25 protein-coding genes are annotated in these 26,282 nt (G+C 73.1%); 15 read left to right on the forward strand and 10 right to left on the reverse strand.

The window, feature by feature from the left end; all coding sequences use genetic code 11:
- Positions 1-215: 215 nt before the first annotated feature.
- The 4 genes from meaB to ACWGDE_RS03425 all read right to left on the reverse strand — a co-directional run bounded on the left by meaB (position 216) and on the right by ACWGDE_RS03425 (position 6,673).
- Positions 216-1,199 carry a methylmalonyl Co-A mutase-associated GTPase MeaB gene (meaB, locus tag ACWGDE_RS03410; protein WP_453387282.1) on the reverse strand — a complete coding sequence of 328 codons (984 nt, stop codon included), beginning with the start codon at positions 1,197-1,199 and terminating at the stop codon, positions 216-218.
- Between the two features lie 13 nt (positions 1,200-1,212).
- Positions 1,213-3,399 (reverse strand): methylmalonyl-CoA mutase, encoded by a 2,187-nt coding sequence (scpA, locus tag ACWGDE_RS03415; RefSeq protein WP_453387283.1) that lies wholly within the window; start codon positions 3,397-3,399, stop codon positions 1,213-1,215.
- Entirely contained in the window at positions 3,396-5,252 is a 1,857-nt protein-coding gene (locus tag ACWGDE_RS03420; RefSeq protein ID WP_453387284.1) for a methylmalonyl-CoA mutase family protein, read from the reverse strand. The genes scpA and ACWGDE_RS03420 overlap by 4 nt, the downstream gene beginning before the upstream one ends.
- Positions 5,253-5,314: 62 nt before the next feature.
- The gene (locus ACWGDE_RS03425; protein ID WP_453387285.1) at positions 5,315-6,673 is read right to left on the reverse strand and encodes an ROK family protein; all 1,359 of its coding nucleotides are present in this window, start codon (positions 6,671-6,673) and stop codon (positions 5,315-5,317) included.
- Between the two features lie 881 nt (positions 6,674-7,554).
- On the opposite strand from ACWGDE_RS03425, the gene ACWGDE_RS03430 reads away from it, so the two are divergent.
- The 8 genes from ACWGDE_RS03430 (at position 7,555) to ACWGDE_RS03465 (ending at position 15,480) form a co-directional block, all read left to right on the forward strand.
- Positions 7,555-8,547: a TauD/TfdA dioxygenase family protein gene (locus ACWGDE_RS03430; protein WP_453387286.1), complete on the forward strand. Its 993-nt coding sequence runs from the start codon at positions 7,555-7,557 to the stop codon at positions 8,545-8,547.
- 49 nt (positions 8,548-8,596) lie between these two features.
- On the forward strand, positions 8,597-9,154 hold the full coding sequence (ssuE, locus tag ACWGDE_RS03435) for an NADPH-dependent FMN reductase (RefSeq protein WP_453387287.1): 558 nt from the start codon (positions 8,597-8,599) through the stop codon (positions 9,152-9,154).
- Positions 9,155-9,294: 140 nt separating this feature from the next.
- On the forward strand, positions 9,295-10,326 hold the full coding sequence (locus ACWGDE_RS03440) for an ABC transporter substrate-binding protein (RefSeq protein WP_453387288.1): 1,032 nt from the start codon (positions 9,295-9,297) through the stop codon (positions 10,324-10,326).
- 9 nt (positions 10,327-10,335) lie between these two features.
- Positions 10,336-11,166: an ABC transporter ATP-binding protein gene (locus ACWGDE_RS03445; RefSeq protein WP_453387289.1), complete on the forward strand. Its 831-nt coding sequence runs from the start codon at positions 10,336-10,338 to the stop codon at positions 11,164-11,166.
- The gene (locus ACWGDE_RS03450) at positions 11,163-12,056 is read left to right on the forward strand and encodes an ABC transporter permease (protein WP_453387290.1); all 894 of its coding nucleotides are present in this window, start codon (positions 11,163-11,165) and stop codon (positions 12,054-12,056) included. Before ACWGDE_RS03445 ends, ACWGDE_RS03450 begins: the two co-directional genes overlap by 4 nt.
- Positions 12,057-12,212: 156 nt before the next feature.
- The gene (locus ACWGDE_RS03455) at positions 12,213-13,544 is read left to right on the forward strand and encodes an LLM class flavin-dependent oxidoreductase (protein ID WP_453387291.1); all 1,332 of its coding nucleotides are present in this window, start codon (positions 12,213-12,215) and stop codon (positions 13,542-13,544) included.
- Positions 13,541-15,115, forward strand: coding sequence for an FAD-dependent oxidoreductase (locus ACWGDE_RS03460; RefSeq protein WP_453387292.1), 1,575 nt, complete (start codon positions 13,541-13,543; stop codon positions 15,113-15,115). The genes ACWGDE_RS03455 and ACWGDE_RS03460 overlap by 4 nt, the downstream gene beginning before the upstream one ends.
- Positions 15,112-15,480 carry a 4Fe-4S binding protein gene (locus ACWGDE_RS03465; protein ID WP_453387293.1) on the forward strand — a complete coding sequence of 123 codons (369 nt, stop codon included), beginning with the start codon at positions 15,112-15,114 and terminating at the stop codon, positions 15,478-15,480. Before ACWGDE_RS03460 ends, ACWGDE_RS03465 begins: the two co-directional genes overlap by 4 nt.
- Before the next feature lie 121 nt (positions 15,481-15,601).
- Here ACWGDE_RS03465 and ACWGDE_RS03470 read toward each other — a convergent pair whose 3' ends face one another.
- Complete coding sequence (locus ACWGDE_RS03470) at positions 15,602-16,315, reverse strand: DUF2470 domain-containing protein (RefSeq protein ID WP_453387294.1); 714 nt, start codon at positions 16,313-16,315, stop codon at positions 15,602-15,604.
- A gap of 199 nt (positions 16,316-16,514) precedes the next feature.
- Here ACWGDE_RS03470 and ACWGDE_RS03475 point away from each other — a divergent pair, with 199 nt between their 5' ends.
- The 4 genes from ACWGDE_RS03475 (at position 16,515) to ACWGDE_RS03490 (ending at position 19,340) form a co-directional block, all read left to right on the forward strand.
- Positions 16,515-16,910, forward strand: coding sequence for a cell division protein SepF (locus ACWGDE_RS03475; protein WP_030154409.1), 396 nt, complete (start codon positions 16,515-16,517; stop codon positions 16,908-16,910).
- Between the two features lie 67 nt (positions 16,911-16,977).
- Positions 16,978-18,300, forward strand: a complete 1,323-nt coding sequence (locus tag ACWGDE_RS03480) for an ATP-binding protein (protein ID WP_453387295.1) — start codon at positions 16,978-16,980, stop codon at positions 18,298-18,300.
- 89 nt (positions 18,301-18,389) lie between these two features.
- Positions 18,390-18,731, forward strand: coding sequence for a nucleotide pyrophosphohydrolase (locus tag ACWGDE_RS03485; RefSeq protein ID WP_453387336.1), 342 nt, complete (start codon positions 18,390-18,392; stop codon positions 18,729-18,731).
- 123 nt (positions 18,732-18,854) lie between these two features.
- Positions 18,855-19,340 (forward strand): DUF6099 family protein, encoded by a 486-nt coding sequence (locus ACWGDE_RS03490; RefSeq protein ID WP_453387296.1) that lies wholly within the window; start codon positions 18,855-18,857, stop codon positions 19,338-19,340.
- 73 nt (positions 19,341-19,413) lie between these two features.
- Here the strand turns inward: ACWGDE_RS03490 and ACWGDE_RS03495 are convergent, their stop codons facing one another.
- Entirely contained in the window at positions 19,414-19,701 is a 288-nt protein-coding gene (locus ACWGDE_RS03495; protein ID WP_453387297.1) for a hypothetical protein, read from the reverse strand.
- A 200-nt stretch (positions 19,702-19,901) separates the two neighbouring features.
- On the opposite strand from ACWGDE_RS03495, the gene ACWGDE_RS03500 reads away from it, so the two are divergent.
- Together ACWGDE_RS03500 and mmuM are read left to right on the forward strand one after the other, a co-directional pair.
- Entirely contained in the window at positions 19,902-20,825 is a 924-nt protein-coding gene (locus ACWGDE_RS03500) for an LLM class F420-dependent oxidoreductase (RefSeq protein WP_453387298.1), read from the forward strand.
- Positions 20,826-20,841: 16 nt separating this feature from the next.
- Entirely contained in the window at positions 20,842-21,780 is a 939-nt protein-coding gene (mmuM, locus tag ACWGDE_RS03505) for a homocysteine S-methyltransferase (protein ID WP_453387299.1), read from the forward strand.
- On the opposite strand, the gene ACWGDE_RS03510 is transcribed toward mmuM, so the two are convergent.
- A complete protein-coding gene (locus ACWGDE_RS03510; RefSeq protein ID WP_453387300.1) occupies positions 21,777-22,283 on the reverse strand; it encodes a DUF4188 domain-containing protein in 507 nt (168 codons plus the stop codon). The two genes, mmuM and ACWGDE_RS03510, sit on opposite strands and share 4 nt — an antisense overlap.
- Before the next feature lie 83 nt (positions 22,284-22,366).
- Between ACWGDE_RS03510 and ACWGDE_RS03515 the strand changes: the two genes are divergently transcribed.
- Entirely contained in the window at positions 22,367-23,008 is a 642-nt protein-coding gene (locus tag ACWGDE_RS03515; protein WP_453387301.1) for a MerR family transcriptional regulator, read from the forward strand.
- Between the two features lie 48 nt (positions 23,009-23,056).
- Here ACWGDE_RS03515 and ACWGDE_RS03520 read toward each other — a convergent pair whose 3' ends face one another.
- Genes ACWGDE_RS03520 through ACWGDE_RS03530 form a run of 3 tightly spaced genes read right to left on the reverse strand, consistent with a single transcriptional unit; the run spans position 23,057 to position 26,251 of the window.
- Positions 23,057-23,761, reverse strand: a complete 705-nt coding sequence (locus ACWGDE_RS03520) for an HAD family hydrolase (protein WP_453387302.1) — start codon at positions 23,759-23,761, stop codon at positions 23,057-23,059.
- On the reverse strand, positions 23,758-24,966 hold the full coding sequence (locus ACWGDE_RS03525) for an MFS transporter (RefSeq protein ID WP_453387303.1): 1,209 nt from the start codon (positions 24,964-24,966) through the stop codon (positions 23,758-23,760). The genes ACWGDE_RS03520 and ACWGDE_RS03525 overlap by 4 nt, the downstream gene beginning before the upstream one ends.
- 4 nt (positions 24,967-24,970) lie before the next feature.
- Positions 24,971-26,251, reverse strand: coding sequence for a cytochrome P450 (locus ACWGDE_RS03530; protein ID WP_453387304.1), 1,281 nt, complete (start codon positions 26,249-26,251; stop codon positions 24,971-24,973).
- Positions 26,252-26,282 lie beyond the last annotated feature (31 nt).

Consider the following 26,282-nt stretch of genomic DNA (forward strand, 5'->3'; position numbering starts at 1 on the left):
GCGGGGGGGGGGGGCCGGGGGGGGGGGGGGGGGTGGGGCGGTTGCCCCGGGGGGGGGGGGGGGGGGGGGGGCGGGGTGGGCCGCTGCGCGGGGCTCTCCCCGCCCCGCCCCTTCGCCGTTTCCCGGGGCTGCGCCCCGGACCCCCTGGGGCTCCGCCCCGGGCCCCGCGCCTCGAACGCCGACGGGGCTGGATTGGCTGGGGCGTGCCCGTGCCCTCAGGACTCCGTGAACGCCTTCAGGAGGCGGTCCGCCGCTGAGGTGGGGGTTACCGTGCCCGCGCGGACCGCTGATTCCAGGGTGGGGGCCAGGTCGCGTACCGCCGGGTTCGAGCGGAGGCGTTCCAGGAGTTCGTCCCGGACCATCGACCAGGTCCATTCCACCTGTTGGGACGCGCGCTTCGCCGTCAGGCGACCGTCGACGTCCAACAGCTTGCGGTGTTGTTCCAGGCGGTTCCAGACCTCGTCCAGGCCCTTCGACTCCCGGGCGCTGCACGTCAGGACCGGCGGGGTCCATGCCGCGTCGGCCGGGTGCATCAGGCGCAGGGCTCCCGACAGTTCGCGTGCCGCCGACTTCGCGTCGCGCTCGTGCGGGCCGTCCGCCTTGTTGACCGCCAGGACGTCGGCCAGTTCCAGGACGCCCTTCTTGATGCCCTGGAGCTGGTCGCCCGTGCGGGCCAGGGAGAGGAGCAGGAAGGAGTCGACCATTCCGGCGACTGTCGTCTCCGACTGGCCCACGCCCACCGTTTCGACCAGGACCACGTCGTAGCCCGCCGCCTCCATCACGATCATCGACTCGCGGGTGGCCTTCGCGACCCCGCCCAGTGTTCCGGCTGAGGGGGAGGGGCGGACGAAGGCCGCCGGGTCGACGGCGAGGCGTTCCATCCGGGTCTTGTCGCCCAGGATGGAACCGCCCGTGCGGGTCGAGGAGGGGTCCACCGCGAGGACCGCCACGCGGTGGCCCAGCCCCGTCAGCATCGTGCCGAACGCGTCGATGAAGGTCGATTTGCCGACCCCGGGCACACCGCTGATGCCGATCCGGCGCGCCCGCCCCGAGTGGGGCAGGAGTTCCGTCAACAGCTGCTGCGCCAGCGCCCGGTGAGCGGGCAGGGTGGACTCGACGAGGGTGATCGCGCGCGCGATGAACGCGCGCTTCCCGTCGAGTACGCCCTTCGTGTAAACGGAAACGTCGATCTTCGGCACCCGCGTCAGCCGCCTACAGCTCGTGGCCGAGGTCCGCGGCCAGCCGCGTCACCAGGTCGTAGGCGGCGTCCGGGATCACCGTGCCGGGCGGGAACACCGCCGTCGCCCCCATGTCCAGGAGGGTGGGGACGTCCGCCGGGGGGATCACGCCGCCCACCACGATCATGATGTCCTCGCGGCCCTCCTCCGCCAGCTGCTCGCGCAGTGCCGGTACGAGGGTCAGGTGGCCGGCGGCCAGCGAGGAGACGCCCACCACGTGGACGTCCGCCTCGACGGCCTGGCGGGCCACTTCCGCCGGGGTCTGGAACAGCGGGCCGACGTCCACGTCGAAGCCCAGGTCGGCGAAGGCGGTCGCGATCACCTTCTGGCCGCGGTCGTGGCCGTCCTGACCCATCTTGCAGACCAGGATGCGCGGGCGGCGGCCCTCCGCCTCCTCGAACCGGTCGATGAGCGCGCGGGTGCGCTCCAGGGACGGGGACTCGCCTGCCTCGGTTCGGTACACACCCGAGATCGTACGGATCTGGCTCGCGTGCCGCCCGTACACCTTCTCGAGGGCGTCCGAGATCTCACCGACCGTCGCCTTCGCGCGCGCCGCGTCCACCGCGAGCGCGAGGAGGTTGCCGTCGCCGCGCTCGGCCGCGTTCGTCAGCGCCCGCAGGGTGTCCTGGGTGACCGCCTCGTCGCGCTCCTCGCGCAGCCGCCGCAGTTTGGCGATCTGCTGGGAGCGCACCGAGGAGTTGTCGACCTTCAGGACGTCGATCTGCTCGTCCGTGGCCACCCGGTACTTGTTGACGCCGATCACCGGCTGGCGGCCCGAGTCGATGCGCGCCTGCGTACGGGCCGCGGCCTCCTCGACGCGCAGCTTCGGGATGCCCGCGTCGATGGCCTGCGCCATGCCGCCGGCCGCCTCGACCTCCTGGATGTGCTGCCAGGCGCGCCGGGCGAGGTCGTAGGTGAGCTTCTCGACGTACGCGCTGCCGCCCCACGGGTCGATGGACCGGCAGGTGCCCGACTCCTGCTGGAGCAGGAGCTGGGTGTTGCGGGCGATGCGGGCCGAGAAGTCGGTGGGCAGTGCGAGGGCCTCGTCGAGGGCGTTGGTGTGCAGCGACTGGGTGTGGCCCTGGGTCGCCGCCATCGCCTCGATGCAGGTGCGGGTGACGTTGTTGAAGACGTCCTGCGCCGTCAGCGACCAGCCCGAGGTCTGCGAATGGGTGCGCAGGGACAGGGACTTGGCGTTCTGCGGGTCGAACTGCTTGACCAGGCGCGCCCAGAGGAGGCGGGCCGCGCGGAGCTTGGCCACCTCCATGAAGAAGTTCATGCCGATCGCCCAGAAGAAGGACAGGCGCGGCGCGAACGCGTCCACGTTCAGGCCGACGGCCTGGCCGGCGCGCAGGTACTCCACGCCGTCCGCGAGCGTGTACGCCAACTCCAGGTCGGCCGTGGCCCCGGCCTCCTGGATGTGGTAGCCGGAGATGGAGATCGAGTTGTACCGGGGCATCTTCTGCGAGGTGAAGGAGAAGATGTCCGAGATGATCCGCATCGAGGGCTTCGGCGGATAGATGTAGGTGTTGCGGACCATGAACTCTTTGAGGATGTCGTTCTGGATGGTCCCGGCGAGCTTGTCGGGGGAGACGCCCTGCTCCTCCGCCGCCACGATGTAGAGGGCGAGGACCGGCAGCACCGCGCCGTTCATCGTCATCGACACCGACATCTTGTCCAGCGGGATCCCGTCGAACAGCTGGCGCATGTCGTAGATCGAGTCGATCGCCACGCCCGCCATGCCGACGTCGCCCGTCACGCGCGGGTGGTCGCTGTCGTAGCCGCGGTGCGTCGGCAGGTCGAAGGCCACCGACAGGCCCTTCTGGCCGGACGCGAGGTTGCGCCGGTAGAAGGCGTTGGACTCCTCGGCCGTGGAGAAGCCGGCGTACTGCCGGATCGTCCAGGGCTGGTTGACGTACATCGTCGGGTACGGGCCGCGCAGGTACGGGGCCACGCCCGGGTAGGTCCGCAGGAAGTCCAGGCCCTCCAGGTCCCGGCCCGTGTACAGCGGCTGCACGCCGATGCCCTCGGGCGTCTCCCACAGCAGGTCGTCGGCGCCGGAGCCGGTGGACTCCTTGAGCGCCGCGCGCCACTGGTCCTCGGACCCGGAGGCCGGTGCCGCGCCGTTCAGCGCGAGTTCGGAGAAATCGGGGATGCTCACAGCGCGACTCCCATCCGGTCGAGTACGGAGGACAGCACGGCGACCGCGTCACAGCCGGCGAAGACGTACTCGTCCACGGCCGCCGCGGCGGTGCCGGGCTTGCCCGCGAGGAACACGGTGCTCGCGCCCGCCGCGCGCAGGGCCGCGGCCACGGCCTCGGCCTGCTCCTCGTACAGGGCGTCGCTGGAGCAGATCACGGCCATGCCGTCCGCGCCGCTCGCGGTGTACGCCGCCGCTGCCGTCTCCGGGGTCACCGACACCGGGTCGTGCACCGGGGTGATGCCGCCCGCCTGGAACAGGTTGGAGGCGAAGGTGGCGCGGCCGGTGTGCGCGGCCGCCGGGCCGAGCGCCGCCAGGAAGATCGTCGGCCGGGCGCCCGTCGCCGCCAGGTGGGCGTCGCTGCGGGCGCGCAGGGCCTCGTACGCCTCGTCGCGCCGCACGCGCGGCAGTCCGCCGGTGAGCGGGGCCGGCGCGGGTTCGCGTACCACCGGCTTCTCGGAGAGGTGCGGGAACTCACTGACCCCGGTGATGGGTTCGCGGCGCTTGGCCAGCTTCTTGGAGCGCTCCGCCCAGGTGGCGGCGAGGCGGTCGGCGACCAGGCCCGAGCGCAGGGCGGCCGCCTGGCCGCCCGCCTTCTCGACGGTCTGGAAGAACTCCCAGGCGGCGTGCGCGAGTTCGTCCGTGAGCTGCTCGACGTAGTACGAGCCGCCGGCCGGGTCGATCACGCGGGCCAGGTGGGACTCCTCCAGCAGGATGGTGGAGGTGTTGCGGGAGATGCGGCGCGCGAAGGCGTCCGGCAGGCCGAGCTCCTGGTCGAAGGGGAGCACGGTGACCGCGTCCGCGCCGCCCACGCCCGCCGCCATGCAGGCGACGGTGGTGCGCAGCATGTTCACCCACGGGTCGCGGCGGGTCATCATCACCGGCGAGGTGACGGCGTGCTGGCGCTGGGCGCCGGCCGCGGGGGTTCCGCAGGCCTCGGCGATACGGGCCCACAGGCGCCGGGCGGCGCGCAGTTTCGCGATGGTGAGGAACTGGTCGGCGGTCGCCGCGTAGCGGAACTCCAGCTGCCCGAAGGCCGCTTCGGTGGTGAGGCCGGCCTCCGTCAGGGCGCGCAGGTACGCGACTCCGGTGGCCAGGGAGAGCCCCAGCTCCTCGGCGGCGCTGCCGCCCGCCTCGTGGTAGGGCAGGGCGTCGACGGTCAGGGCGCGTACGTGGGGCCAGGCGGCCGTCTCCGCGGCGAGCGCGGCGGCTCCGGCGAGGTCCAGGGCCACGCCCGTACGGGCCTCGTGGCCCAGCGGGTCGGCGCCGAGCGAGGCGTGGGCGGCCTCGGGGGCCACCCCGTTCTCGGTGTACAGCGCGACCAACGCCCGGGCGGCCTCGGCGAATTGGGCTCCGGGGTCGAAGGAGACGGGCGCGAGGTCGAGGTAGACCCCGTCCAGCGCCCGGGCCAGGCCCTCGGCCGGGAGACCGGCGTCGCCGACGGCCAGCCACAGGGAGGTGGTGCCGTTCTCGAGGTCGGCCAGGGCCGCCTCGTTCACCCGTACGGGATCGGTGCCGGCGATCCGCTGGCGGACGTCCCAGCCCGAGGCGGCGTTGCCCTCGGCGCGACCGCCCCGTACGAAGGGGGCGAATCCGGGGAAGCCGGTGTCGGGCGCGGTTTCGGGCGCGGTGTACAGCGGGCGGGTGGTGAGCCCGTCCTCGAGCTTCGTGGACAACGCGTCTTCCGCTGCCTCGCCGGAAACTTCCTTGCCCGACTTGCGCAGGACGCCCTCTACAAGGCGCTGCCACTGCTCATGCGTCGCGTCAGGGAACTCGGCGGCCAAGGAGAGCCCGTCATCAGGCAGGACCGTCATGGCTCGAATGTTAGGGGGGTCCATGTGAACGACCTATAACCACCGGATGTGATCTCGCCCTCTCATGTGAGACCCGATGGGTCACGGAAGAGCGGGGCGAGGAGGACGGTCGCGGAGGCTACCGGCAGTACGGCCGGTCCCGCGTGGGGTGCCACGATCCGCTGTCCGTAGCGGTCCGGGGCGCCGGCCGCGTCGCGGATCTCGTCGAGGTAGCCGTCGTACAGGACGCTGGAGAGCTCGGTGATCACCATGACGGCCGGGTTGAACACGTCGAGGAGCAGGGCGGCGGCCCGGCCGACCGTACGGGCGCGTTCGCGCAGCAGCCGGTCGGCGCGGGGGTCGCCGGTGGCGGCGGCGTCGACGAGGAGGTTGACGGAAGGCTCCGGGACGATGCCCCGTCGGACGGCCTCGGCGCCGAGGACCGTGTCGGAGGCGCTCGCCTGGAGACAACCCGTACGGCCGCACGCGCAGGGGGTCCGCGAACCGGGCACCGGGAGGTGCGCGACGTCGCCGGCGGCGGCGCCGGGGCCCTGGTGCACGGTGCCCTCGATGCCGAAGGCGGCGTCGACGACATTGCCGATGAAGAGGTGGAGGAGGCTGGAGCGGGCCTCGGGGCGGCCGAAGAGGATCTCGGCGTGGGCGATGGCGCGGGCGTGGTTGTCGACGGAGACGGGCAGACCGAGCCGGTCCTGGAGCCCGGCGGCCAGGGGGAGGCCGTGCCAGCCGAGGGCATCGTGCCGGACCATGGTGCCCTCGGCGGGCCGTACCCAGCCGCCCAGGGCCGCGCCGAGGCCGAGGACGGGCCGGTCGCTCCCGAACTCGTCGAGGAAACGGCCGAGTTCGGCGGCGATGGCGGCGGGGAGGGCGGCGGGCGAGTGCCCGGCGTGCGGGAAGGCCCGGCGCGCGAGGACGCGGCCGCGGAGGTCGACGAGGCCGAAGGTGGAGGAGGGCACGCCGATGTGCAGGGCGGCGGCGAGGGGGCCGGTGGTGGGGCCGGTGTTCAGGTCTACGGGGATGCGGGGGCGGCCGGGGCCGCCGGGGGTTCCGGATCCTCCCGGATCTCTGGGGCCGCCGGAGCCGCCAGGACCTCCGAGGCCTCCCGGGCCTCCGGGGCCTCCCGGGCCTCCCGGGCCTCTCGGGCCTGCGGGACCGCCGGGGCGGATGGGGTCTCCGGTGATCTCAGGGCTTCCGGGGCTTCCGGGGCTGGCGGGGGTCGAGGTGCCGCTGGGTTCCGGGAGTTCGCGGAGCTCTCGGAGGAGGCCGGCGCGCAGCAGGGCGGTGGTCTGCCGTGACACGGCGGCGGGGCTGAGGCCGCAGAGCTTCGGGATGTCGCTCCGGGCGATGGGGCCGTGCGCCAGGACGGCGCGCAGCACGGCGGCGGCGTTGGCGGCGGCCCGGCTGTCACCGGGGGTGGGGGACACGGGTGCGCTCCTCGGGGGGTGGGGTGGCTCCCGATCATGCCGTGTCGCGCGGTGCCACTGCGCGGGACTTGCTCCCCTACCCGCCCTTCGCCCGTTCCCCGGAGCTCCGCCCCGGCCCCGTTGCCGAGGGGGGCTTGCGCAGTGGTCGTGTGCAGCGGGGGGCCGGGAGGGGGAGCCTCGTGCGGGGGCCGGGGCGGGGAATGTGGGCCGGCGTCGCGAGGGCGTGGCGGGTGCGTTGCGGGGGCGTGAAATCCGGCCACGGGTTTCGGCCTGGGGGGAGGTGGCCCGGATCGGGGAAAGCGCAGGTCGTGGGGGGTGTGTGGTGGGTCGGCGGAGCGGGTCGGTGCCGGGTGGGACGGGGTTGACCCGTTGTGGGGGCGCTGGCAGGCTCCGGGACATGTCCGCGAACGAGCTCCTCGCCCCGCGGCTCCGCACCCCCGGCTCCTGTACCGCGCCGGGCGAGTGTCAGGGCCGCTGTCCGGCCCGCCGCCACGCCTGAGAGGCGTCGCCTCGGCCCCCGTGCACCGTTCCGCCCGCCCCGCTCCGGCCTTCCGCCGACCCCCGTCGTTCAGTCCCGTAGTCCGGTAGTCCGGTAGTCCGGTTGCCCCGGGGTTTCGGGGTTTCGGTGATCCCGTCCGGGCCCGTCCCGTCGCGGTGACTCGTGCGGGGGGCCCGGGTGTCGTGAGGGTGCCCGCGCCGGGTTGGCGTGGGGGCTTCGTCGGCCCGCCCGTTCTCCTCCCGTCCCGACCCGGTCCAGCGCGGTCGTCATCGAGCACCGCGCGCCGCCCGCCCCGTCGTACGCACCGCCCTTCACCCCTTCGTATTGCTTCCCCTCCGCCCACCTCTATTTCTTCCTCTGCGGAAATAAACAAGGAGCCATCATGACCACCGCCACCCGCACCGACATCACCGTCACCAAGATCGGCGGCCGCATAGGCGCCGAGATCGGCGGGGTCCGCCTCGGTGGGGAGCTCGGGGACGAGGCCGTCGCCGAGATCAGGGCCGCGCTGCTCGCCCACAAGGTCGTCTTCTTCCGCGGGCAGGACCACCTCGACGAAGCCGGGCACGAGGCCTTCGCCCAGCTCCTCGGCGCGCCCGTCGCGCACCCCACCGTGCCCTCCGCCGACGGGCGGTACGCGCTCGGCATCGACTCCCACCACGGCGCCCGCGCCAACCAGTGGCACACGGACGTCACCTTCGTCCCCGCCTACCCCGCCTTCTCCATCCTGCGCGCCGTCACCATCCCGCCCTACGGGGGCAACACCCTGTGGGCCAACACGGCCACCGCGTACTCCCACCTGCCCGAGCCGCTGCGCGCCCTCGCCGACGGCCTGCGCGCCGTGCACTCCAACGAGTACGACTACGCGGCCCTGAAGCCCGACGCGGTCCCCGAGGCGCTCGCCCAGTACCGCGAGGTGTTCACCTCCACCAAGTTCCTCACCGAGCACCCGGTGGTCCGCGTCCACCCGGAGACCGGTGAGCGCACCCTGCTGCTCGGCAACTTCGTCCAGCGCATCAACGGCTTCACCGGCCGTGACTCGCGCGCCCTCCAGGACCTCTTCCAGTCCCACATCGAGAGCCCCGAGAACACCGTCCGCTGGCAGTGGCAGGCCGGTGACGTCGCGATCTGGGACAACCGCGCCACCCAGCACTACGGCGTCGACGACTCCGACGACCACGAGCGCACCCTGCGCCGCGTGACCGTCGACGGCGACGTCCCGGTCGGGCCGGACGGGGTCCCGTCCCGGCTGATCAGCCCGGAGTCCGTGCCCGACCCGGCCTTCGGCATCGCCTCCGGAGCCTCCACCGACGGAGCCTCCACCGACGGAGCTTCCGCAGTCTCCGCAGCCGGAGCCTCCGACTCCGCCGCCTGACCCGACCGCCCCGACCGCCCGCCCCGCACCGTCAGCCAAGGAGCGCTCCGTGCCCAAGCTGCTCGCCCTCACCGGCAGTCCCTCCGTCCACTCCCGCACCGCCGTCGTCGCCGACCACGTGCTCCGCCGCCTGAACCACGCCGGGTTCGAGACCGCTCACCTCTCCCTGCGCGATCTCCCCGCCGCCGATCTGCTCTCCGCCCGCCGCGGCGAGCCGGAGGTCCGGCGGGCCCTGGAAGCCGTCGCCGAAGCCGACGGGGTCGTCATCGCGACCCCGGTCTACAAGGCCTCGTACACCGGACTGCTCAAGGCCTTCCTCGACCTGCTCCCGCAGGACGGGCTGGCCGGCAAGACCGTGCTCCCGCTCGCCACCGGCGGCAGCCTCGCCCACGTCCTGACCATCGACTACGCCCTGCGCCCGGTCCTCGCCGCCCTCGGCGCCCGGCACGTCACCGCCGGCCGCTTCGTCCTGGACTCCTCCGTCGAGCGCGGGGACGGCCCCGACCGGCTGCGGGCCGAGGCGGAGCTGGACCTCTACCAGGCCGTCGACGAGTTCGCGGAGGCCCTGCGCGCGGCCGAGGCCGCCGCGCTCGCCACCGCGCACTGATCTCCGTACCCCCCCTTGCCGCTTGCCCCTTGCCCCTCATTGGCCCCCGTAACGAACGAGTTCGTGCGGAGCCGCCCGTTCCGCCCGTTCCACCCGCCCGCCCCGTGAGACCCGCCCGACCGGATCGACAAGGAATCGTCATGCCCGCAGCCTTCACCACGACCCGCACCTCCCGACGCCAGTTCCTCACCCTGCTCGGCATCTCGGCGGCCGCGGTGAGCTGCGGGACGGCGACCGCCACCGGCGCCCGCAGCGAGCAGGTCACCTCGCTCAAGTACCAGGGCGCGGTCGGCTCGGTCACGCTCCCCGAGCTGGCCGCCGACCTCGGCTACCTGGGGGACGTCACCCTGGACTGGGTCGGCAACACCATCAGCGGCCCCCAGGACATCCAGTCCGCCGCCACCGGCCAGACCCACTTCGGCAGCGCCTTCAACGGGGCGGTCATCAAACTCGCCGCCAGCAAGGCCCCGATCAAGGCCGTCATCTCCTCCTACGGTGTCGACCAGTACTCGTACGGCGGCTACTACGTCCTGGAGGACAGCCCGATCCGGTCCGCCCGCGACCTGCTCGGCAAGAAGGTCGGCATGAACACCCTGGGTGCCCACTACCAGGCCCTGCTCGACATCTACCTGAGTCGCAACGGCCTCTCGAAGGCCGATGCCGCCAAGGTCGAGCCCATCGTCATTCCGCCCGTGAACACCGAACAGGTGCTGCGCCAGAAGCAGATCGAGGTGGGCGTGCTGACCGGCGTCCTGCGCGACAAGGCGCTGGCCGCCGGCGGCATCCGGCCGCTGTTCAGCGACTTCGACCTGCTCGGCAAGTTCAGCGCCGGCTCGTACGTGATGACCCAGAAGTTCATCAAGGAGAACCCGGACACCGTCCGCACCTTCACCACCGGCGTGGCCAAGGCCATCGAGTGGTCCCGCACGACCCCGCGCGAGGAGGTCATCGCCCGGATGACCGAGATCGTCAAGAAGCGCGGCCGCAACGAGGACACCGCGACCCTCCAGTACTGGCGCTCGTTCGGCGTCGCCGAGACCGGCGGCCGGATCGAGGACAAGGAGTTCCAGCTCTGGCTCGACTGGCTCGCCGAGCGCGGCGAGCTCAAGAAGGACCAGCTGAAGGCCTCGGACCTCTACACCAACGAGTTCAACGGATACGGGAAGGGCTGAGGCGCGGCCATGGCGAAGATCGTGTTCGAGTCAGTGACGAAGACCTTCCCGACGAAGGACAAGAAGAACAAGAGGAACGGCGGGGAGTTCACCGCCCTCGACGGCATCGACCTGGAGATCGCGGCGGGTGAGTTCGTGGTCGTCGTGGGCCCCAGCGGCTGCGGCAAGTCCACCCTCCTGGACCTGCTCGGCGGCCTGACCCGGCCGACCTCCGGCCGCATCCTGCTCGACGGCAAGCCGGTCACCGGGCCCGGGCTGGACCGGGGCATCGTCTTCCAGCAGTACGCGCTGCTGCCGTGGCGCACCGCGCTCGGCAACATCGAGTTCGGCCTGGAGGCCACCGGCGTTCCGCGCCGCCAACGTACGGCGAGGGCGCGGGAGTTCCTCGACCTCGTCGGCCTCACCGGCTTCGAGGACCGGCACCCGCACGAGCTGTCCGGAGGCATGCGGCAGCGGGTCGCCATCGCGCGCTCCCTCGCCTACGACCCCGACGTGCTGCTGATGGACGAGCCGTTCGCCGCGCTCGACGCGCAGACCCGCGAGTCCCTCCAGGACGAGCTGCGCCGCATCTGGCAGAGCACGGGCAAGACGATCGTGTTCATCACGCACGGCATCGAGGAGGCCGTGTACCTCGGGCAGCGGGTGGCCGTCATCACCTCCCGCCCCGGACGGGTCAAGCAGGTCGTCCCCGTGTCCTTCGGCGACCGCTCCGCCGGGGCCACCGGCGAAGACCTGCGCTCCAGCCCGGAGTTCGCCCGCTACCGCCACGAGATCTGGACCCTGCTCCACGACGAGGTGGCCCGAGCCCAGCAACTGGAGAAGGAGGAGGTCGCCGTATGAGCACGACGGTGGAACTGGCGGAAGTGGACCAGGCGGAAGCGGACCGGGCGCCGGTACGGGGCCCCGCGCCCGCGGCGGTACGGGAGCCCGCGCGCGCTCCCGTACGGGTCCCGGCCGCGGCCCTGAGGATCCTGCGGGGGCTGCGGGCGGTGGCGCTGCGCTCGGCGGCGATCCTCGCCCTGCTCGCGCTGTGGGAGACGGCGCCGCGGCTGGGGCTGGTCGACGCGACGTTCCTGCCGCCGGTCAGCGAGGTGGGCAAGTCCTGGTGGGAGCTGCTGGGCAACGGGCAGCTCGCCCAGCACAGCAAGGCCAGTCTGGCCCGCTCCTTCGGCGGATTCGGCATCGCGGTGGCCGTCTCGGTCCCGCTCGGGCTGCTGATCGGCTGGTACCGGCCGGTGGCGGCACTGCTCGGGCCGCTGCTGGAGGTGTTCCGCAACACGGCGGCGCTGGCGCTGCTGCCGGTGTTCGTGCTGCTGCTGGGCATCGGGGAGACCTCGAAGGTCTCGATCGTCGTCTACGCCTGCGTCTGGCCGATCCTGCTGAACACCATCAGCGCGGTGGGCAACGCCGATCCGACGCTCGTGAAGCTGGCGCGCTCGATGGACCTGTCCACGCCGAGGCTCTTCCAGAAGGTGATCCTGCCGGCGTCCGTGCCCGCCATCTTCACGGGCATCCGGCTGGCCGGAGCCGTCTCGATCCTGGTCCTGGTGGCCGCCGAGATGATCGGCGCGAAGGCGGGACTCGGCTATCTGATCAACGCCTCGCAGTTCAACTTCGCGATCCCGCAGATGTACGCGGGCATCGTCACGATCTCCGCGATCGGCCTGGCCTTCAACCAGATCCTGGTCACGATCGAGCGCCGCCTGAGCCTCTGGCGCGTCCCCTCCTGACCCCGGGGCGCCGGCCGCCGGCCCGCACCGCCGGCCCGCACCGCCTGCCCGCCTTCCCGCCACCGCCGGGTGCGCGTCGCGACCCGCTCCTGGACCGACCCGCTCGCGGACCGACCCGCCCGGCCCCATCCGACCCGATTCCCCCGAGGACACGACATGACCGCACCCCGGACCCTCCACCTCAACGCCTTCCTCATGAACGCCGGCCACCACGACGCCGCCTGGCGCCACCCGGCCAGCAGCCCCGAACGGGTCACCGATCTGCGCTACTTCCAGGAACTGGCCAGGACGGCCGAGCGCGGGCGGCTCGACTCGATCTTCTTCGCCGACGGGCTCGCCCTGTGGGGCAAGGCCCGCTACAACGCCCTCGGCGGGTTCGAGCCGCTCACGCTGCTCTCCGCCATCGCGGCCGTCACCGAGCACATCGGGCTCATCGCGACCGTCTCCACCACCTTCAACGAGCCCTACAACCTGGCCCGCAAGTTCGCCTCCCTCGACCACATCAGCGGCGGCCGGGCCGGCTGGAACATCGTGACCTCCGGCACCGTCGACGAGGCCCGCAACTTCAACCGGGAGGAGCACCTGGAGCACGGCCGGCGCTACGACCGCGCCCGGGAGTTCCTCGACGTCGCCACCAAGCTCTGGGACAGCTGGGAGGACGACGCGATCGTCCTCGACAAGGAGCGCGGCATCTACGCCGACACGGACAAGCTCCACCCCGCCGCCCACCGGGGCGAGTACTTCGGCGTGGCCGGCCCGCTCAACGTCCCCCGTTCCCCGCAGGGGCACCCGCTCCTGGTCCAGGCCGGATCCTCCGAGTCCGGGAAGGAGTTCGCCGCCGAGTACGCCGAGGCCGTCTTCACCGCGCAGCAGACCCTGGCCGACGGGCAGACCTTCTACAAGGACCTCAAGTCGCGGCTCGCCAAGTACGGCCGCGCCGAGAGCGACCTCCTCGTCCTGCCGGGCATCGCCCCCGTCATCGGTTCCACCGAGGCCGAGGCCAAGGCCCTGGAGCAGGAGCTCACCGACCTGCAGGTGCCGGAGTACGGGCTCGCCCAGCTCTCGGGGATGCTCGGCACCGACCTGACCGGACTGCCGCTGGACGGCCCGCTCCCCGAGCTGCCCGAGGAGCGGGACATCAACGGCAACAAGAGCCGCTTCACGCTCGTCGCCGAGCTCGCCCGGCGCGACGGCCTCACCCTGCGCGAGCTGATCGCCCGCCTGGGCGCCGGCCGGGGCCACCGCGTCTTCGCCGGGACGCCCGAGCAGATCGCCGACCAGCTGGAGGAGTGGTTCACCCAGGGCGCCGCCGACGGCTTCAACATCATGGCGCCCGTCCTGCCCACCGGCCTCACCGACTTCGTCGACCAGGTCGTCCCGATCCTCCAGCGCCGCGGCCTGTTCCGCACCGAGTACAGCGGCCGGACCCTGCGCGAGAACTACGGGCTGGCCCGGCCCGCCAACCGCTACGCGGGGGCGACGGCGTGAGCGATCACGTCACCGACGTGCTCGTCGTCGGCGGTGGGCCCGCCGCCACCTGGGCCGCCCTCGAGGCGGCCCGGGCCGGGGCCTCGGTCGTCCTCGCGGACAAGGGCTACTGCGGCACCAGCGGGGCGACGGCCGCCGGCGGCACCGGCGTCTGGTACGTCCCGCCGGAGCCGGCCGCCCGCGAGGCCGCGATGGCGAGCCGTGAGGGTCTCGGCGGGTACCTCGCCGACCGGCGGTGGATGTCCCGGGTCCTCGACGAGACGTACGACCGGATGAACGAGCTGGCCACCGACGGGCGTTACCCCTTCCCGACCGGCCCGGACGGGCGGCCGCTGCGCAACGGGCTGCAGGGGCCGGAGTACATGCGCCGCATGCGCATCCGGGTCCGCCGCGCGGGGGTCCGGATCCTCGACCACAGCCCGGTCACCGAACTGCTCACCGACGCGGACGGCGCCGTCGCGGGCGCCGCCGGCTACCGGCGCCAGGCCCGCGAGCACTACCGGGTCCGGGCCGGCGCCGTGGTCCTGGCCACCGGCGGCTGCGCCTTCCTCAGCGGTGCGCTGGGCACCAACACCAACACCGGGGACGGTGCGCTGTTCGCCGCCGAGGCCGGGGCCGAGCTCTCCGGCATGGAGTTCTCCAACTCCTACGGGATCGCCCCCGAGGGCACCTCGGTGACCAAGACGGCCTTCTACGGCTTCGCCACCTTCTACCGGGAGGACGGCGGGGTCCTGGAGGGCGCCGCCAGCCAGGGCGGCCGCTCCGCCATCGCCCGCGAACTCCTCACCGGAGCCAAGGTGTACGCGCGCCTGGACCGGGCAGACGCCGCCGCGCAGGCCGCGATGCGCCTGGCCCAGCCGAACTTCTTCCTCACCTTCGACCGGCTCGGCATCGACCCCTTCACCGACCGGTTCGCCGTGACCCTGCTGGCCGAGGGCACCGTCCGCGGCACCGGCGGCATCCGGATCACCGGGGACGACTGCGCGACCGCGGTCCCCGGCCTGTACGCCGCCGGGGACGCGGCCACCCGTGAGGAGATCTGCGGGGGCTTCACCGGAGGTGGCAGCCACAACGCCGCCTGGGCGATGTCCTCGGGCAGCTGGGCGGGGGCCGGCGCGGCCGCGTACTCCCGCTCCCTGGCCTCGGGCCGGGCCGCCTGCCGGCCGGTCACCGGGGCCGGCGGAGCGGGCCTGCGCCCGACGGGGAAGGCCGGGCCGACCGACGGGCACCGGGCGGCCGTGGAACTCGTACAGGCCGAAGTACTGCCGTACGACAAGAACTACCTCCGCAGCGGCTCCGTCCTCACCGCCTCGCTCGGCGCGCTCGACGAGGCCTGGACGCAGCTGCGCACCTCCCTGCACGGCGAGGGCGCCGGCCTGGTCAAGGCCCGGCAGGCGGCGGCGATGACGGCGCACGCGCGCTGGATGTACGCGGCCGCGCTGGCCCGCACCGAGAGCCGCGGCATGGCCCGCCGGCTCGACCACCCCGATCAGGACCCGGCGCAGCACCACCGCATCGTGACCGGCGGGCTCGACCGGGTGTGGACGCGTCCGGCGGGGCTGGTCGCATGATCGAACTGGTCTCGGCCGAGCGGTGCATCGCCTGCGACAAGTGCGTGGAGGTGTGCCCGACCGACGTGTTCGAACGGGGCCCGCAGGGGATCCCGCTGCTCGCCCGGCAGGAGGACTGCCAGACCTGCTTCCTGTGCGAGGCCAACTGCCCGGTGGACGCGCTGTTCGTGGCCCCGCTGACCCGGCCGCTGCCCGAGGACCCGGCCGTACGGGACGAGGCCGGGCTCGCCGGCCGCGGGCTGCTCGGCAGCTACCGCCGGGAGATCGGCTGGGGCGAGGGCCGCACGCCGGGCGCGCTGCGGGCGGTGGGCCCGCGGCTCGGCTCCTCGGGGGAGGGGGGTGCCTCGCCGCCGATCACCTCTTGAGCGCGGAAACGCGCGTACGGGCGCACACGCCGCCGGAGCCGCTCGCTCCGGCGGTTCCGCGTGTGCGGCCCGCAATCCCCGCGCGCGGCTCGCGGGCCCGGCCTGATGGGCGCGGGAGGCCTCAGGCGGGCAGGGTGTTGCGGTGCGAGTGGCGGCGGGCCGCGCTGAACAGGGCCTGGATCTGTGCGCCGGACTGCTCCACGTCGTCGAGCGGGGAGGGGAAGGGGAGCCGTACGTCGCGGTGGCCGCGGCGTTCCTCGAGCCGCAGGGTGATCCCGTACCGGTCCATGGCGACCGGCAGCGCGCGCAGGACGGCCGGCTCGCCGGACCGCTCGGACCGCTCGGACTGGCCGGCGGGCCGCACCAGGCGCAGCAGGAGGGTGACGAGCTCGGCGTGGTCGTCGAGGAGGTGGGTGAGCATGCCCGCCTCGTACGGGGCGAGGGGGTCGGGACGGGCCGCGTCCAGTTCCTCGAGGCCGACGTACGAGCGGGTGCCGTCGGAGCCTTCGAGGACGGCCTGCCCGAACTCCACGCAGGTGGAGTCGGAGCCCTCGTCGGAGTAAGGGGTGAGGAGGCGCCCGAGCAGGGTGACGCGGGCGCGCACCCGGTCCCGTACGGGGGTGGGGGCGATGTCGGTGAACTCCAGGCGGATCGAGGGCCGGTGCTCGGCGTGGCCGCCCGGTTCGGCGGGGTGCAGGTGGAGCCGGCCGAGCGGGTCGCTGCCGTCGAGGTGGCGGATCTCCGTGCGCAGCCCGTCGGTGACGACGGTCATGGAATGGGCGGCGGCCAGGACGGACCGGACCCGCTCGGCGTCGGTGGGCATGGGCAGCTGCATGTGGATCTCCGTCGTCCCGAGTGCGAGTGAGTGGAGCGAGAGCGTGCGCGGTTACTTAGGCATGCCTAACCTAACTTATTCGGTGGGGGGTGGGTAGCCGGAGCGGCGGAACCGGACAGCTCGTGTCGGTGTTGGGCTGAACGGGTGAAACGCGAGAGGATGGGGGGATGCACATGAAGCGCAGGGCCGGGGCGGCCCGGTGAGCAGGTACGACGTCACCGACGAGCAGTGGGAGGGGCTCGCGCAGGTGGTTCCGCTGCGCAGTCGCAACGAATGGCCCTCCCGGGTGGACCACCGCACGATTCCCACGGCGCCGGGAGCGTCCGCGGCGGAGCAGCGGCGCTTCGTGGTCATCCGCGTCCAGGTCTTCGCGGACGCGCGGGAGGTGGCGGAGTACCTGATCGCGCAGATCCCGGTGCTCCTGGACCTCACGGGCGCGGACGGCGAAGTGGCCAAGCGGATCCTGGACTTCAGCAGCGGTGTGGTCTTCGGGCTGGGCAGCGGGATGCACCGGGTCGACCGGAACGTCTTCCTGCTGGCGCCCGTCGGGACCGAGGTGGAGGGGATCGCGGCCGCGGCCGTCCCCCGATCGTAGGAAGGTCCCGCGGGCGGAACGGTTCGCCGGACCCCCGGGGGGTTCCGCGGGCCGTACCGTCCCGCGCATGACCCCGCCTGCCTCCGCCCCGGCCGCCCCCGTGGTGCCCGCCGCGACCGCCGTATCCGCCGCAACCGCGGTATCCGCCGTAACCGCGGTATCCGCCGCTCCCGCCGTGCCCGTTGCTCGCGCCGCGCCCGCCGGCCCGGCTCCGGCCGCGGCCGCCGGCCCGTCCGCCGGCCTCGCCGCGGGTCCGCCCGGCGGGCCGTATCTGCGGCCCGTCGTCACCGAGTTGCGGCTCTCCGCCTACGGGGCGCACCGCGGGGCCCGGTTCGCGCTGGGGGCGATCACGGTCTTCACCGGTCCGAGCGGAAGCGGCAAATCGCAGGTGCTGGAGGCGTACGGGGCGCTGGCCGCGCTGGCCGGCGGGGCCACCCTCGAAGAGGTGTTCCCCGAGCCGCGGGCCAGGATCCCCGACCGGGCGGTGCCCGACGCCGAGCGGCGGCGGGGGTTCCGGATCGGCTGCACGGTCGACGGCCCCGCCGGACCGGTCCGGCTCGACCTCGCCGTCCAGGCGGAGCCCGCGCTGCGGATCGTCGGCGAACGGCTCTCCGTGGACGGCCAGATCCTGCTCGGCACCGCCCTGCGCGACCCCGGGCGACGGTCCGTCCAGGCGGCCTGGCTGACCGGCGGGGCCATCGGCGTCACCCGGGCCCCGCTCCCCGACGACCGGCTCGGCACCGCACTGCTCCCGCTGCGCGTGGCCGGCGCCACGGAGGGGCAGCGCCGGGTACTGGCCGCCGCCGAGCAGGTGGTGGTCGCGCTGCGCTCGGTCTTCCCCTGCGATCCGCGCCCGGAACGGATGCGGGAGCCGGTGGCGCCGGGGGAGGGGCGGCTGCTGGGCGACTGCGCCAACCTGGCCGACGTACTGCGCCGGACCCGCGCGGAGTGCGGCACGCGCTACGGGCTGCTGACCGAGGCCGCCCGGACCGGCTGCGCGGGATGGGTGGCCGGGCTGGACGTACGGGCCCCCGAGGGCGGCCCGGTCACCGGCCTGCTGGACCGCGGCTCCGCCCGGCCCGCCACCGAACTGGCCAGGCTCGGCGCGGGTGAACTCCGCTTCCTGGCCCTCGCGCTGGTGCTGCTGACCGGGCCGGGGGTGCTGGCCATGGACCCGGCCGCCGAACTGCTCTCCGCGCGGCAGGTGCTGGCCGTGGTCGCCGACGGGTTCGACCGGGACCTGGACCGGACGCAGAGCGCCGAGCTGCTGCGGCTGGCCGTACTGGCGTGCGGGCGCGGGCAGGTCAGGCTGACGGCCTCGGCGGGCGAGGCGTGCGCGGAGGCCGCCCGGGGGGTGGAGGGCGTCTCGGTGGTAGACCTGGGCGCATGAGCGACGAACGTGACACCTCCGCCGGGCCCGCGCGGGAGCGGCCCGAGGACGCGCCCGAACGGCGGCCCGGGGAGCGGCCCGAGGAACGGATCGACCGGCTGCAGCGGCGGCTCGCCGACTTCGCGGCGGCGCGCGGCTGGGAGCCGTACCACACGCCCAAGAACCTGGCGGTGGCGCTGAGCGTGGAGGCGGCCGAACTGGTCGAGATCTTCCAGTGGCTGACGCCGGAACAGTCGGCGAGGGTCATGGAGAAGCCGGAGAGCGCGCACAGAGTGGCCGATGAGGTGGCCGACGTGCTGGCCTATCTGCTGCAATTCTGTGAGGTCCTCGGGGTCGATGTGCTGGATGCGCTCGCCGCGAAGATCGAGCGGAACGAGCTGCGGTTCCCCGTCCCCGGTGCTCCGGTGGCGGGCCGTCACTCTTCGGAGTGATGGCGTTATCCACAACCATGTTTGTGTCCACAATTTCCGAATACCCCTGGCTTTAGCGGCCCGTTGCCCTCACTCTGGGTAGTGGTGTGAACGGCAAGATGTCGTGCGGACGGGGGACGGCATATGGACGCGGTACGGCTCATCGCAGCCGGCCGGCACGCGCTGGCACAGAGCGGGGCTGCGTGGGACATCGTGGGCGAGGCCTGGCAGGCACAGGCCCTCGCTCAGGGCATAGGGAGCTGGCTGGCGGTCACCGGGCCGCCGGAGCTGAGATCGGAGGCACGGGGGCTGGGCGAGGCGGGGGGCAGGGGCTGCGGGGTGCTCGACCGGGCGGCGCTGCGCGGAGAGGGCTACGCGCCCGATCTGCCGCCGCGGGCCGCGCAGTTGAGCGGGGTGATGGATGTCCGACAGGCGCTGCTCGGACTGCAGGCGCTGCTGGGCGAAGTGGGGATAGCGCTGGTCGGGGTCGCCTGCGGTACGGACGACGAGGGTCTGTACTGGCAGTGCATAGAGTCCATAGACGCGGCCGACGAGTCGAGCGACCGGGTGCGGGCGATCCTGCGCCGGCTCACCGTGCGCGAGCGGGGGTCCGCGTCCGGCGTGGCCTGAGACTTCCGGAACCTTTCCGGTCACGGCACGGGTCCGGGGTGGGGTCCCGCCGCGCGCGGCGGGACCCGTGCGGTCAGTACGACCGGGGGGAGGGGCGGTACTCGTTCTCCGGGGTGCGGCCGCCCTGGGGCAGCGGGGTGCCGGGGCTGCGGTCCGTGGAGGACTGGAGGTCGGCGTCGAGCTGCGAGAGGTCGGCGTTCAGCGCCGCCATCAGCTCTTCCATCTGCTGCAGCAGACCCTTCGGCGCACCGCCCTGGGCGGGTACCACCGGCTCCTGGTGTGCGTGGTCGTGTGCTGCCTGCCCGGTCTGGCGGTCCTGACCGAGCTGTCGGACGGGTTCCGGCGCGGACTCCTGGGGCATGGCGGCCTCCTCGGCCCTGGCCCTTCCGTGGCGGAAGGGGGCGGTGGACGTACCGGCGAAGGCCGCCGGCGCGCGGGCCGGGCGGTCCGGCTCCGTCCGAGCCAACGATCCCCGTCCGGGCTGGTCACTGGCGGGGGCGGGGTGGAGCGCCCGGTTGACTCAGATTCACCCGGCCGGGGTCGAAGGGGCAGGATGGGGACATGGATCTCCGTATCTTCACAGAGCCCCAGCAGGGCGCGAGCTACGACACCCTCCTGAGCGTCGCCAAGGCCACCGAGGACCTGGGCTTCGACGCTTTCTTCCGCTCCGACCACTATCTGCGCATGGGATCGGCCGACGGCCTGCCCGGTCCCACCGACGCCTGGATCACGCTCGCCGGCCTGGCCCGCGAGACCAAGCGCATCCGCCTGGGCACGCTGATGACAGCGGGCACCTTCCGGCTGCCCGGTGTCCTCGCCATCCAGGTCGCGCAGGTCGACCAGATGTCCGGCGGCCGCGTCGAACTCGGCCTGGGCGCGGGCTGGTTCGAGGAGGAGCACAAGGCCTACGGAATCCCCTTCCCGGCCGAGCGCCTCGCCCGGCTGGAGGAGCAGCTGGAGATCGTCACCGGCCTGTGGGCCACCGAGGTCGGCGCCACCTTCGACTACGCGGGCGTCCACTACCAGGTGGAGAACTCCCCGGCGCTGCCCAAGCCGGTCCAGGCGAAGATCCCCGTCCTGATCGGCGGCCACGGCGCGAAGCGCACCCCGCGCCTCGCAGCGCAGTACGCCGACGAGTTCAACATGCCGTTCGCCTCGATCGCGGACAGCGAGCGCCAGTTCGGCCGGGTCCGCGCGGCGGCCGAGGGGGCCGGGCGCAAGGCCGACGACCTCGTCTACTCCAACGCCCTCGTCGTGTGCGTGGGCAAGGACGACGCCGAGGTGGCCCGGCGGGCCGCCGCCATCGGCCGGGACGTGGACGAGCTCAAGGCCAACGGCCTGGCGGGCTCCCCGGCCGAGGTGGTGGAGCGGATCGGCGCGTACGAGGCGGTCGGCTCCTCCCGGCTCTACCTCCAGCTGCTCGACCTCGCCGATCTGGACCACCTGGAGCTGATCTCGGCCCGGGTCCTGTCCCAGCTCGGCTGAGCCGGGAGCGACAGCCGTGCCCCGCGCGTCCCGCCCGCTCGCCGAGGCCCTGACCGGCCCCGGCGTCGAAGCCGTGGTCCTGGACGGCGGGCTGAGCAATCAGCTCGCCGACCAGGGCTGCGACCTGTCCGGCGGCCTGTGGACGGGCCGGGTGCTCGCCGAGCGGCCGGAGCAGGTGGCGGCCGCGCACGCCGCGTACGCGCGGGCCGGCGCGCAGGTGCTGATCACCGCGAGCTACCAGGTGGGCCACGCCGCCTTCGCCCGCCACGGCTACGGCCGGGAGCGCACGACCGAGCTGCTGCGCCGCAGCGTGCGGCTGGCCGCGCAGGCGGCGCGGGAGGCGGACCACGAGGTGTGGGTCGCCGCGTCCGTGGGCCCGTACGGGGCGGTGCTGGCGGACGGCTCCGAGTACCGCGGCCGGTACGGGCTGAGCGTGCGGGAGCTGGCGGCCTTCCACCGCCCCCGCGTCGAGGCGCTGCTGGACGGGGGGCCGGACGTACTGGCCCTGGAGACGATCCCGGACGCCGTGGAGGCCGAAGCCCTGCTCGAGGTCCTCGCGGAGACGGACGCCCGCGCCTGGGTCGGCTACACGGTGGCGGACGGCCGCACCCGGGCCGGCGGGTCGCTCGCCGGGGCCTTCGCCCTGGCCGCCGGGTCCCCGCAGGTCATCGCGGTCGGCGTCAACTGCTGCGATCCGGCGGAGGTGCTGCCCGCCCTCGAAGCGGCGGCGTCCGTCACGGACAAGCCGCTGGTGGCCTACCCCAACGACGGTTCGGTCTGGGAGGCCGGGACCGGGACCTGGCGGGCCCCGGCGGCGGCCGTCCCCTGGCCCGTGGCCGACTGGCTGCGGGCGGGGGTCCGCCTCGTGGGAGGCTGCTGCCGGATCGGCCCGGACCGCATCGCGGCCCTCGCGGCCGGGGGATCGTCCCGGCGGCAGCCGGAAGACAGGCCCTAGCTTCCCTGCTCCGAGCGGTGGCGGAAGCGGTCGGCGGCGCGTCGGCCGCGGGCCTCGACGGGGAGCACTCCGGTGGCCGCGCCCAGTCCGTAGGGCGGCATGTCGGCGTAGATCGACTCGTACGATCCCTCGGGCGCGATGTACGACTCGTGCCAGATCCCCACGTGCCCGCGGACCTTGCCCGCGCGCTCCTTGCGGTTGATGATCGCCCAGACCCGGTGGTGGAACATGTCCGGGGCCGCGGCGTACGCGTAGAGCTTCTCCTTGGACTCCCAGTACTGGACCACGTAGTAGGTGCGGGGAGAGCCGGTGAGCAGGACGTGGCCGAGCAGTCCCCGGCTCTTGTCCCGGGCCAGTTCGCGGAGCATGCGGGGCATGGCGATCAGGACGGGCAGCCAGTGGTGCACGGCCCAGAAGTGGTTGATGCGCATTCCGATCAGCAGGACGACGACGTCGCCCTCGGCCGCCGCGGTGGTGCGGCCCTTCACCGGCTTCGCGGACACTCTGCCTCCCGTTCGCCTGGTTGGATAGCGGCACTGTCCGTGCACAGTTGGATAGTGGCACTCTCCAAGGGAAGGTTCAAGAGATGCGACTGGCGGAGTTGAGCGAACGCAGTGGCGTCTCGACCGCGACGATCAAGTACTACCTGCGCGAGGGGCTGTTGGCGCCGGGCCATCTGGTCAGCGCGACGACCGCCGAGTACGACGAGGGGCACCTGCGGCGGCTGCGCCTGGTACGGGCCCTGATCCAGGTCGGCGGGATCCCGGTGGCGAAGGCCAAGGAGGTGCTCGCGCACGTCGACGACGAGTCGCTGGGCCGGACGATACGGATGGGCGCCGCGCTGTGGGCGCTGCCGCAGGGGCCCGAGCCGGACGAGGAGGACGCGGCGGTGGTCACCGCACGGCGCGAGGTGGACCGGCTGCTGGAGACCCTGGGCTGGTCGACGGCCCGAGAACTGGGCGACCTCTCGCCGGTCCACCGGTCGCTGGTGGTGGCCGTGGCCACGCTCCTGCGCCTGGGCTACCCCTGGGACGCCGAGCTGATGGCTCCGTACGCCGAGCTCATGCACCGAGCGGCCGTGCGCGACCTGGACTTCGTGGAGACCTACCCCTCCGAGTCGGAGAAGGTGGAGACCGCCGTGGCGGCGGCCGTCCTCTTCCAGCCGGTGCTCAAGGCGCTGCACCGGCTGGCGCAGGAGGAGGAGTCGGCCCGCCGCTACGGTCTCTGACGCGCGGGCCGCCGCCGCGGTCTGTGACGCGCGGCCCGCGCGCGGCGCTCAGGCCGCGTACGGGAGCGGGACGTCGAGCGCCACGCCCAGGATGCCGGCGGCGAGTTCGACGGCCTCGGCGAAGGAGTGGGCGACGGCGGTGCCCGCACCGGCGAGGTCGTCCGCGAGCTGGGCGCCGCTGGAGAGCAGGACCGCGGGGATGCCGGCGGCGGCCGCGGCCCGGGCGTCGTCCCGGGTGTCGCCGATCGCGACGATGCGCGAGGGGTGCAGCGGCAGGCGCGCCACGTGGGCGCGCATGCTCTGCTCCTTGCTGCCGCCGGTGGGCCCGCGGCGTCCGTCGACGGGCGTGAAGCGGCCGGCCAGGCCCAGCCGCGCGACCTCGTCCACGAGCTCGTGGTGGCTGTGCAGCGAGAGCAGCGACTGGGTGTGGCCCGCGGCCGACCACCTCCGCAGGGCCTCGAAGGCGCCCGGCATCAGCTGCGCGTCGGTCCTGGCGTAGCCGGCGTAGCGCTGCTGGAAGACGCCGTCCGTCAGCTGCCATTCGGCGGCCGTCAGGGGCCGGCCGAGCAGCCGGGCGTAGAAGCCGGGGACGGGGACGCAGAAGGTGCGGCGGTAGCGCGCCATGCCGATCGGTGCGGCCCCGAGGGCGACCAGGGAGTCGTTGACGGCGCGGAGGCGGGCCGCGTTGTCGTCGAGGAGCGTGCCGTTGAAGTCGAAGACGATGTGTCCCGCCGCACCGTGCGAAGTGCTCATCTGGGGTCGAGTTCCTTTCGGGTTTCTTCGTGTGACGGTGTCTTCCCGGCGGTTGCGGCCGTCCCGGCCGCCGCGCGGACGGCCGAGGAGAGGGCGAACAGCAGGGGTGCGCAGGGCAGGCAGACCGCGGCCATGCCGAGGAAAGCGGCGGCCGGGGAGATCCCGTACAGCGGGCCCGCGAGCGCGGTGACGAAGGCGCCTCCGAGACTCATCGCCACGGCGGCGTGGATCCCGTGTGCGGAGGCCCATTCGGCCTCCGGGACGAAGGTCCGGACGGTCTTGACGAACGAGAAGTGGGTGAGGGCGAACGAGCCGGCGTGCAGGACCTGCAGGAGGATCACGACCGCCAGGGGCGGGTCTGCGGCGGATGCGGCCCACCGGACGACCGACGCGGCCGCCGCGATGGCGAAGAGCACCGGCACGGAGAGCGCTTCGAGCCTGTGCGCCAGGTACTTGAAGAGCAGCAGTTCGGCGACGGTGGCCGAGGCGAGCAGCAGGCCCACGCCGATCCCGGAGAGCCCGGTCGACCGGAACCGCTCCGCGCCGAACGAGTAGTAGACGGCGTGCGCCCCTTGGAGCAGGAAGGAAAGGGCCAGGCTCAGGACGAAGACCCGGTTGCGCAGGAGGGTCCGCCAGGAGCGTTCGGCGGGAACCGCGGGAAAAGCGGTTTCCGTCCGGGGTCCGCGCGTTCCCGTCGCGGCCATGACGGCGCACGACCCTACGTAGACCACCACGACGATTCCGGCGCCGTAACGGCTCGTCGCCGCGCCCGTGACGGCCAGTCCGGCGATGAACCCCGCGGAACCCCAGTACCGGACGTTCCCGTAACTGATCAGCCCCTTCGAACTCCCGAACGTGGCGACCGTGTCGTTGAGCGGCATCAGCATGGGAAAGAAGACGCCGATGAGCACGGAGGCCGCAAGGACGGAGGAAAGGGTGGGCGGAATCAGATAGAGGAGGCTCAGGCCCGCGGAGAACCACGGCAGGAAGCGGGCGAGCTCCAGGACGGGGAACGTCCGGCAGAGGGCCGGGAAAAGGAACGAGACGGAGGCGGCGCGGGCCAGCAGCCCCGCCGACATGGAAAGGCTGATCTGTGAGGGCGTGAATCCGGCGTGCGTCAGCCACAGTCCCCAGTAGGAGAGGAACACGCTCCATGCCATGAAGAAAAAGAAGAACCGGGTGGAGAGCCACCTGCTCAGGGACATCCGGCTACCGCGCTCCGAACGGAAGGCGCACGCCGACGGGCATGGTGGTGATGCCGTGGAACGTCGGGTTCGCGGTCCACGCGGGCTCGGCCAGGTCGTACAGCGGGTGGATTCCGGGGAGCCGCCTGATCACCTCGTCGAGGACCTCGATGACCTGGGCGCGCGCGAAGGCGGCCGCGACGCAGGCGTGGTACCCGACCCCGAAGCCGAGCTGACGGCGGGCGGGGCGTGACGGGAGGAAGGCGTCGGCGTCCTCGTGGGCCCGCGGGTCGCGGCTCGCCGAGGCGAGGAAGAAGTAGACGGAGTCGTCGCGGGCGATGGTGCGCCCGTGCAGCTCGATGTCCCGGCTCGCGTGCCGGGTGACGTACTGGACCGGCCCTTCCAGGCGCATCGCCTCCTCGACGACCGCGGCGATGCGGTCCGGGTCGCGCCGGACCTCTTCGAGGACCTCGGGGTGGGAGAACAGCAGGTGAAGGCAGTTGCTCAGCAGGAACTGGGGAACCTTGTGCCCGCCGAAGATCAGGTGGATGACCTGCGCGATGATCTCGCGGTCCGCCAACTGCGCGCCCTCTTCGGTGATCTGGGGGGCCAGCCGGGAGATCAGGTCGTTCTGCGGGTTCGCGCGGCGCTCCTCGATGACGAGGGCGAGGTAGTCGAACATCTCCCGCATGCTTCCGCGCGTCTGCTCGCTGATCGCCGCGTCGGGGACCGGTGACACGACGAAGTCCTGCATGAAGGCGGAGATGTCGTCGGACCAGCCGATGAAGTCGCCGATCCGGTCCTCGGGGATTCCCAGCATGCGGCACAGGACCAGGGCCGGGATCGGGTGGGCGATGTCCTCGACGAAATCGAAGGCGGTCCTCCCGCCGTCCGCGACGAGGCGTTCGATCTCGGCCGAGACGATCCGGCGGATCTCCGGGCGTACGGCCTCGATCTCGCTGACCCAGAAGGCGCGGTTGATCTGGCCGCGCAGCCGGGTGTGGTGCGGACGGTCGTTGTAGATCATCCACGTGGAGAGGATGTCGATGACGTCCGAGAAATGGCCGCTGTCGGCCGGCTCCACGTTCTTCATCTTCTCGGTGAGCAGCGGGCTGGTGACGAAGGCGTCGCCCACGAGGTGCTTCGTCACGTCCGCGTACCGGGTGATGAACCAGGAAGCCGATTCCTCGTGCCAGAAGACCGGCTCGTGTTCCCGCAGTTCCGCGTAGATGGCGTAGCGGTCCCGCTGGAAGGCTTCGGTGTTCATGCTGAACTGCGGTACGAGGCCGGTGGTGGCGGTGGTCATGGCGAAGTCCCCCCGAGGGCTTTCCGGTATG

It is taken from the genome of Streptomyces sp. NPDC054956 (assembly GCF_053609185.1).

Coding starts and splice junctions, on each gene's coding strand:
- ACWGDE_RS03420 (WP_453387284.1), bottom strand. CDS start 5,252: ATGACGGTCCTGCCTGATGACGGGCTCTCCTTGGCCGCCGAGTTCCCT.
- ACWGDE_RS03430 (WP_453387286.1), top strand. CDS start 7,555: ATGACCACCGCCACCCGCACCGACATCACCGTCACCAAGATCGGCGGC.
- ACWGDE_RS03440 (WP_453387288.1), top strand. CDS start 9,295: ATGCCCGCAGCCTTCACCACGACCCGCACCTCCCGACGCCAGTTCCTC.
- ACWGDE_RS03445 (WP_453387289.1), top strand. CDS start 10,336: ATGGCGAAGATCGTGTTCGAGTCAGTGACGAAGACCTTCCCGACGAAG.
- ACWGDE_RS03450 (WP_453387290.1), top strand. CDS start 11,163: ATGAGCACGACGGTGGAACTGGCGGAAGTGGACCAGGCGGAAGCGGAC.
- ACWGDE_RS03455 (WP_453387291.1), top strand. CDS start 12,213: ATGACCGCACCCCGGACCCTCCACCTCAACGCCTTCCTCATGAACGCC.
- ACWGDE_RS03465 (WP_453387293.1), top strand. CDS start 15,112: ATGATCGAACTGGTCTCGGCCGAGCGGTGCATCGCCTGCGACAAGTGC.
- ACWGDE_RS03470 (WP_453387294.1), bottom strand. CDS start 16,315: ATGCAGCTGCCCATGCCCACCGACGCCGAGCGGGTCCGGTCCGTCCTG.
- ACWGDE_RS03480 (WP_453387295.1), top strand. CDS start 16,978: ATGACCCCGCCTGCCTCCGCCCCGGCCGCCCCCGTGGTGCCCGCCGCG.
- ACWGDE_RS03490 (WP_453387296.1), top strand. CDS start 18,855: ATGGACGCGGTACGGCTCATCGCAGCCGGCCGGCACGCGCTGGCACAG.
- ACWGDE_RS03495 (WP_453387297.1), bottom strand. CDS start 19,701: ATGCCCCAGGAGTCCGCGCCGGAACCCGTCCGACAGCTCGGTCAGGAC.
- ACWGDE_RS03500 (WP_453387298.1), top strand. CDS start 19,902: ATGGATCTCCGTATCTTCACAGAGCCCCAGCAGGGCGCGAGCTACGAC.
- ACWGDE_RS03515 (WP_453387301.1), top strand. CDS start 22,367: ATGCGACTGGCGGAGTTGAGCGAACGCAGTGGCGTCTCGACCGCGACG.
- ACWGDE_RS03520 (WP_453387302.1), bottom strand. CDS start 23,761: ATGAGCACTTCGCACGGTGCGGCGGGACACATCGTCTTCGACTTCAAC.
- ACWGDE_RS03525 (WP_453387303.1), bottom strand. CDS start 24,966: ATGTCCCTGAGCAGGTGGCTCTCCACCCGGTTCTTCTTTTTCTTCATG.
- ACWGDE_RS03530 (WP_453387304.1), bottom strand. CDS start 26,251: ATGACCACCGCCACCACCGGCCTCGTACCGCAGTTCAGCATGAACACC.